Genomic DNA, 223 nt, shown 5'->3' with positions numbered 1-223 from the left:
TACTTTTTGGGAGGCAACCGCCCCAGTTAAACTACCCACCAGGCACTGTCCCTGAACCGGATCACGGTTCGAAGTTAGATATCCAATATGACCAGAGTGGTATTTCAACAATGACTCCACCATGACTGGCGTCACGGCTTCACAGTCTCCCACCTATCCTACACAAGCCACACCGAACACCAATACCAAGCTGTAGTAAAGGTCACGGGGTCTTTCCGTCCTG

1 rRNA gene is annotated in these 223 nt (G+C 51.1%); it reads right to left on the bottom strand.

Annotation, left to right across the window (positions count from 1 at the left end):
* Positions 1–223, bottom strand: a 23S ribosomal RNA gene (locus WFG93_RS13950); the annotation flags it as partial.

The sequence above is a fragment of the Microbacterium sp. USHLN186 genome, assembly GCF_037145155.1.
In the GTDB taxonomy this organism is placed as follows: domain Bacteria; phylum Actinomycetota; class Actinomycetes; order Actinomycetales; family Microbacteriaceae; genus Microbacterium.
The sequence above is the reverse complement of the archived record's forward strand: the minus strand, read 5'-3'. Positions and strand labels throughout refer to the sequence as shown.